This is a genomic window from Citrobacter braakii, from assembly GCF_002075345.1.
GTDB lineage: Bacteria > Pseudomonadota > Gammaproteobacteria > Enterobacterales > Enterobacteriaceae > Citrobacter > Citrobacter braakii.
Genome location: NZ_NAEW01000044.1, coordinates 1 through 5,405 on the forward strand (window position 1 = coordinate 1; position 5,405 = coordinate 5,405).

The following is a 5,405-nucleotide window of genomic DNA, read 5'->3' on the forward strand; positions in this document are numbered from 1 at the left end:
CACAGGGGCAACCGTTACCGGCCGGCAGCCCGGTGCCTGAAGGTTACCGGCAGGTGGCAGAAGAGTATGGCGTCCCGGCAGAAGCGCTGTATTCGGTGTCCCTGGCGGAGTCCTCGCGACGGCTGCCACAGGGGGAGCGCCCGTGGCCATGGACACTGAACGTGGCGGGAAAGGGATACCGGTACGCCAGCCGGGAGGAGGCATACCAGGCGCTGCTGGGTTTTATGCGCCATTACCCGCTCAGACGGATAGATGTGGGAATTGCCCAGGTGAATCTGGGGTGGAACGGCGGGTATTTTCGTAATTACCGTGAAGCGCTGGAGCCGTACACCAACCTGCGGGCTGCCGCACAAATCCTGCGTCACTGCTATGACCTGAATCCCGGCAGCTGGCTGCAGGCGGTGGGGTGTTACCACCATCCGGCGGGCGGAAAACCGGCCCGGACCTACCGGGCCATTGTACAGCGGAAACTGGCGACGATTACGCCGGCAGAGCCGCGCCCACGCAGTACGGCTTATTCATCCCTGCCGTCAGTGCCGGTGACAGCGGAAGAAACGGCGCTGCGGTGGGCGGAGCCTCAGATGCCGGGAGAACACTGAAATGAAAAGACACCTTCCACATTATGTTCATACCCTGCATGCCACAGTCCGCCACACCCTGGTGCCGGTTGCGCTTGTCGGGCTGCTGACCACCTCCGCGATGGCGGCGCTGACCGTGGTGGCGGACCTCGGCGGTGAGTCCACCGCCCCGTTGTTTGACGCCATCAACAATGAGGCGAATGAGTTCACGCCGCCGCGGTCGCTGTCTCCGCCATCACCCCCGCGGCCATCCGCGCCCGTCACGATAGATGAGATGCTGCCGGTGACCACGCCGGAGATGACGCCGGGCAGGGTGGAGGCGCGCAGTCTGGCGCTGGCGGGCATGACGCCGGTGTTTCTGGTCGGGGACGACACGCTGTCCCGGGACTGGCTGGCACAGAGGCGGGCTGACCTGCTGCGTATGAACGCCACGGGTCTGGTGGTGAACGTCACGGACAGAGCCGCCCTGCGGGAACTGCAGGCAGGAGTACCGGGCCTGACGCTGCTGCCGGCGTCCGCCAGTGATATCGCGCGCCGTCTTCAGCTCACGCACTACCCGGTGCTGATTACGGACCGCGGGCTGTCACAGTGAGGCGCTGATGCTGCCGGTTATATTGCTTCTTTTTCTGCTGTCAGCAGCAGTCGTTGTCGCCGGATGGTTCAGGCGGACACCCGCTGCCCGGGGCTGCCGCCACCGCCGTTACCGGCAGACGGCAGAGCGGATACTGACCCGGCTGCCACAGCTGGCCTCAGACGGTGCCCGGCTGAACTACCTGCGCAGAATCAACCCGTACGTGTTTGAGGAACTGCTGTTGCTGGCCCTGGATAATCAGGGGCTGAAGGTTATCCGTAACCCGTCATACAGCGGGGATGGCGGACTTGACGGCCAGGTATTTATTGCCGGTGAAAGGTGGCTTATTCAGGCCAAACGCTACAGCCGGAGCATTTCACCGCAGCACGTCCGGGATTTTGGTGAACTGCTTGCCCGTGAAAATTGTTGCGGTTTTTTTATCTATACCGGACGAACGGGGCGTAAAAGCCGTGACGGCCTGCAGATGTACCCGCAGGTGCGGCTCGTCAGCGGACAGCGGCTGCTGAACCTGCTGGCGGGGCGTGCGGACTGGTATCCGCATAAAACAAATGGAGAATACATGAATGTCCATGACCGTTGTTCCTTTTGATTACACGCTGCCCGCCCGGTACCGGGACAGGGTGACTCATTACCTTGAGCACCTGGTATTGGGTGACGACTGCGATGATGTTTTCTCCCCTGTACCGTATAACCTGCCCCCGGTGTTCAGTGCTGACCTGCTGAACGGACCCCGGCAGGCGGGGGGCGCCCTGCTGAAGGCACCGTTCATGCCGGTGATGGTGGAGGTGAGTACAGCGGTGAAAATGCTGCTGGATTCAGAACTCTTCTTTCTGATTTTTGGGCCTGAGGTGCTTTACGGCTCAGCCGGTCTTTCCCCGGGGCAGCAGGAAAAACATCGTATCCTGCTGAAACTGCGCTTCCCGGGAGAGGATGATGAGTCGACAGTGGAGCACACCCCGGAGGGCATGGCAACGGCCAGTTTTAACCGGCATCTCACGGACTGGTGCGCCTTTCAGAACGCGGTGATGCAGAAAAAGGCCGGCAATCTGGCCCGCGGGCGGCTGCTGTCTCAGGTGCTGAAATGGCAGCAGCAACGGCGTGATTTTCCGGAGACGGCCTGGGCCGCCATGATGCTGCAGATGCTGCCGCCGGATGAGAGAGTACCGGAGCAGGTGCTTTCCCGGGTGATCCCCGAACTGATGCGGCTTTTTCGTGACGGCCTTAAGCGGGTGACTGAAGGTGAAATGTCGCTGTTCCGGGGATGCAGTCTGAAAACCCTCCATGAATATCCGCTGCTGCGGACGCTGACAGACGGCGTCCTGACTGATGATGTCGGGACGCTGATGCAGTACCGCTCAGCGTGGCTGAACGCCGCGTCGACATGGCTGCGCGACATGATGTCGACAGTCCACACGCCGGCGCCTTCTGCTGAAACCGACCGCACCGAACTGCTGGCGCTGGCATTTGATGATTTCCATGCGCTGGTACACGCCACGGCGTATGAACATGCCGTCAGTACGCTGGAAGACGATGGCAGTGACCTGCTGTCAGTTCCCCTGAGCGCTGAAGACGCGGTGCGTCAGGGGAAGGTTATCAGAATGAAAAATGCCGGAGCCCCGCAGATGACACTGCCGGAGCACAATCCGGCGGTACCTCAGGGGCTGGTGCTCCCCTGCCCGGAGATGGAGTGCATGCATTTTGTCATGAAGGATAACCATCACACCTTTCTGTTATCGCTGGAGAATATTCTGCTTTGCCTGCGTGAGGCAGAAAAACAGGGTGAGGTTCCGCAGATTGATGAGGCGTGGTGGGAGACGCTGTCGTGGCGTTACCCCGATATTCTGTCGGTGGACAGCAGGGAGACTGACCCTTTGTAATCCGGGTGTGGTGGATGTTCCGGTTGATATATTTCTGAACAGACGGAGGCCTGCAGCATGGTCAAAGACGAAGTGATAAAAGATGATGCACAACAGAAAGGGTTGTCTGATGTGATGAGTGGTGGCGGGGAATATTCATCTGGTCCGGAGGATTACGCCGGTACTGATGTTGATGAAAGCGAATGGCCGTCGGTCACGCAGGCCATAGCCCTTATCCGGGACATTCAGGCAGAAGCAGACCGCCGGGTTGGCGACGCTCTTGAGATGGCGCGGGATGCAGAGGGCAGGCTCAGGAATGCCCGGGGATGCGCTGAGCGCCGCAGACGGACCATTGAGCGCCTGCGGGCAGACCTGGCGGGACGGGAAAATAATCAGGCGGCACCTGTCGTTGGGGTGATAAATTACTTTGACAGCTCAGTGCTGGATTTTTACCGGGATGGTGACGGTGAACCGCGATGGGCGAAGGACATTCCGGATGTCCGGCCCGTACACGACCGGGAGAACTCCCCCTTTGTGACCCGGATACTGCGGGAGGAGGGGATGTCCGTCTGCCTGGACCGGGTGACGGGGCATGATGAGTTGCGCTATCAGGGGATGAACTGGCGCGAACTGTCGGAACAAACCCGGACCAGGAACACCGCCCGGTCGCCGGAGGGCGTCGTCTGCGTGTCGGAAGACGGCGTGTACTGGACGGTCACGCACGGTCTGTCCACCGTGTGCCGGGCGCGCTTTCAGTATGACCGGGAATGTCGCCTGCCGGTACTGCAGGGCGTCAGCCTCACCACACTGACGGTGGATACGGTGATGGAGGAAGCCTGTGCGGAGCTGGCAGGTTTGCTGAATAACCCGTCATTTTCGGTCTTCGGGTCAGTCATCGCCGGACGGGAGAGAACAGACAGCATACAGGATGGCCCGGGCTGGAGGTGCATCCTGTGCCAGCCTCAGTTGAGCATTCAGCTTTATGGCGACACCACCGGGCGACTGCCGGAGAAGGTGACCTGCCAACATGTGCGTGACGTTTACCGGCTGCTGTCTGCGCTGCACGACGCCGACAGGGACATCCGTGCCGCACGTAAGACCGTGTCATCACGTTCCTGGTGGTCCGCTCTGACCGGGAGGACACCGGAATGAGCGACCGCTATGTGATGGAGGCGCTGCTGCGCCCTGCCGTGGAGCTTAATACCGCCGTGGCGGCAGGCTGCGCGGCATTCGTCTGCGTCAGCGCGCCGTGGGCTGTGGCGCTGGCGCCGTCGGTCAGCTATGTGACCGCGGGAGGATTTGCGGCACTGGCTGTGGTACGAACCCGCCAGGGACTGAAGATACTGCGCTACCGCCGCAACCTGAAGCGTCTTCCCCGCTATGTGATGACCAGCCGTCAGGTGCCGGTCAGCCGCTACCGCCTTTTTCTGGGGAAAGGATTTGCCTGGGAGCAGAAACATCTCCAGCGCCTGCTGGAGACCCGCCGGCCTGAAGTGCAGGCGTTTCTGCTGCCCTCCCTGCCATACCGTCTGGCCCGGCGAACGGAACGCTGGTCAGAGTACCGCCTGCCCTGGCTGAGCCGGATACTGCGTACCGACACCCCGCTCAACCCCGTGCGTCCGCTGCCGCCGGCAGGCGGCAACCCGGCGATACACGGCGTGGAGCCGGATGAGGACACGGTCAGTATGGACCTGGGGGAGCGGGTGGGGCATATGCTGGTTCTGGGAACCACCCGGGTGGGCAAAACCCGGCTGGCAGAGCTGCTGATAACCCAGGATATCCGGCGCGGGAATACCGTGGTGGTGATTGACCCGAAAGGTGATGCTGACCTGCTGAAAAGGGTGTGGGCGGAAGCTCACCGGACAGGGCGGCAGAACGAACTGTACGTGTTCCACCTGGGCTGGCCTGACATCAGCGCCCGTTACAACGGTATCGGGCGTTTTGGCCGGACGTCTGAGGTGCCGGGCCGCCTGGCAAATCAGCTCAGCGGGGAAGGCAACAGCGCGGCGTTTCGCGAATTTGCCTGGCGGGTGGTGAATATTATTGCTCAGGCGCTGGTTGCCCTGGGAGAACGGCCGGATTATAACCTGGTCCGCCGTTACGTCATGAACATCACGGGGCTCCATGAGCGCTATGTGGAATGGTACCTGAGGGAGCATGCCCCGCACCTGCTGGCGGTGGTTGACCAGCAGGTGGCGCTGTTAAGCCAGGTGAACCAGAACAAAGGGGTAGCGGATTACGTCCTGCGCCGGGCGGCCATCACGCAGGTGCTGGAGAGTCCGGAAGGCCAGGCCCTGGAAGATACGGTCCTTGAGAGTCTGAGTAACGCGGTCCGCTACGACCAGAAGTATTTCGATAAAATAGTGGCTTCCCTTTTAC

At 61.4% G+C, this 5,405-nt stretch carries 6 protein-coding genes; all 6 read left to right on the forward strand.

Going from position 1 to position 5,405, the window contains the following annotated elements; all coding sequences use genetic code 11:
• Positions 1 to 599, forward strand: a 599-nt coding sequence (locus tag BZK42_RS27280; RefSeq protein ID WP_143329766.1) for a lysozyme family protein, incomplete at its 5' end; no start/stop codon positions are given.
• A gap of 1 nt (position 600) precedes the next feature.
• Positions 601 to 1,170, forward strand: a complete 570-nt coding sequence (locus tag BZK42_RS27285; protein ID WP_080861375.1) for an integrating conjugative element protein — start codon at positions 601 to 603, stop codon at positions 1,168 to 1,170.
• Between the two features lie 7 nt (positions 1,171 to 1,177).
• A complete protein-coding gene (locus BZK42_RS27290; protein WP_080861378.1) occupies positions 1,178 to 1,759 on the forward strand; it encodes a restriction endonuclease in 582 nt (193 codons plus the stop codon).
• A complete protein-coding gene (locus BZK42_RS29440) occupies positions 1,734 to 3,047 on the forward strand; it encodes a hypothetical protein (protein ID WP_249025187.1) in 1,314 nt (437 codons plus the stop codon). Before BZK42_RS27290 ends, BZK42_RS29440 begins: the two co-directional genes overlap by 26 nt.
• Before the next feature lie 57 nt (positions 3,048 to 3,104).
• Positions 3,105 to 4,178, forward strand: coding sequence for a hypothetical protein (locus BZK42_RS27300; protein ID WP_080861382.1), 1,074 nt, complete (start codon positions 3,105 to 3,107; stop codon positions 4,176 to 4,178).
• Positions 4,175 to 5,405 (forward strand): conjugative transfer system coupling protein TraD (traD, locus tag BZK42_RS27305; RefSeq protein WP_143329768.1); only part of this gene is annotated, 1,231 nt, incomplete at its 3' end. The genes BZK42_RS27300 and traD, both read left to right, overlap by 4 nt.

Bases quoted from the DNA above. Each gene is read 5' to 3' on its own strand.
- BZK42_RS27285 (WP_080861375.1), top strand. From the start codon at position 601: ATGAAAAGACACCTTCCACATTATGTTCATACCCTGCATGCCACAGTC.
- BZK42_RS27290 (WP_080861378.1), top strand. From the start codon at position 1,178: ATGCTGCCGGTTATATTGCTTCTTTTTCTGCTGTCAGCAGCAGTCGTT.
- BZK42_RS29440 (WP_249025187.1), top strand. From the start codon at position 1,734: ATGTCCATGACCGTTGTTCCTTTTGATTACACGCTGCCCGCCCGGTAC.
- BZK42_RS27300 (WP_080861382.1), top strand. From the start codon at position 3,105: ATGGTCAAAGACGAAGTGATAAAAGATGATGCACAACAGAAAGGGTTG.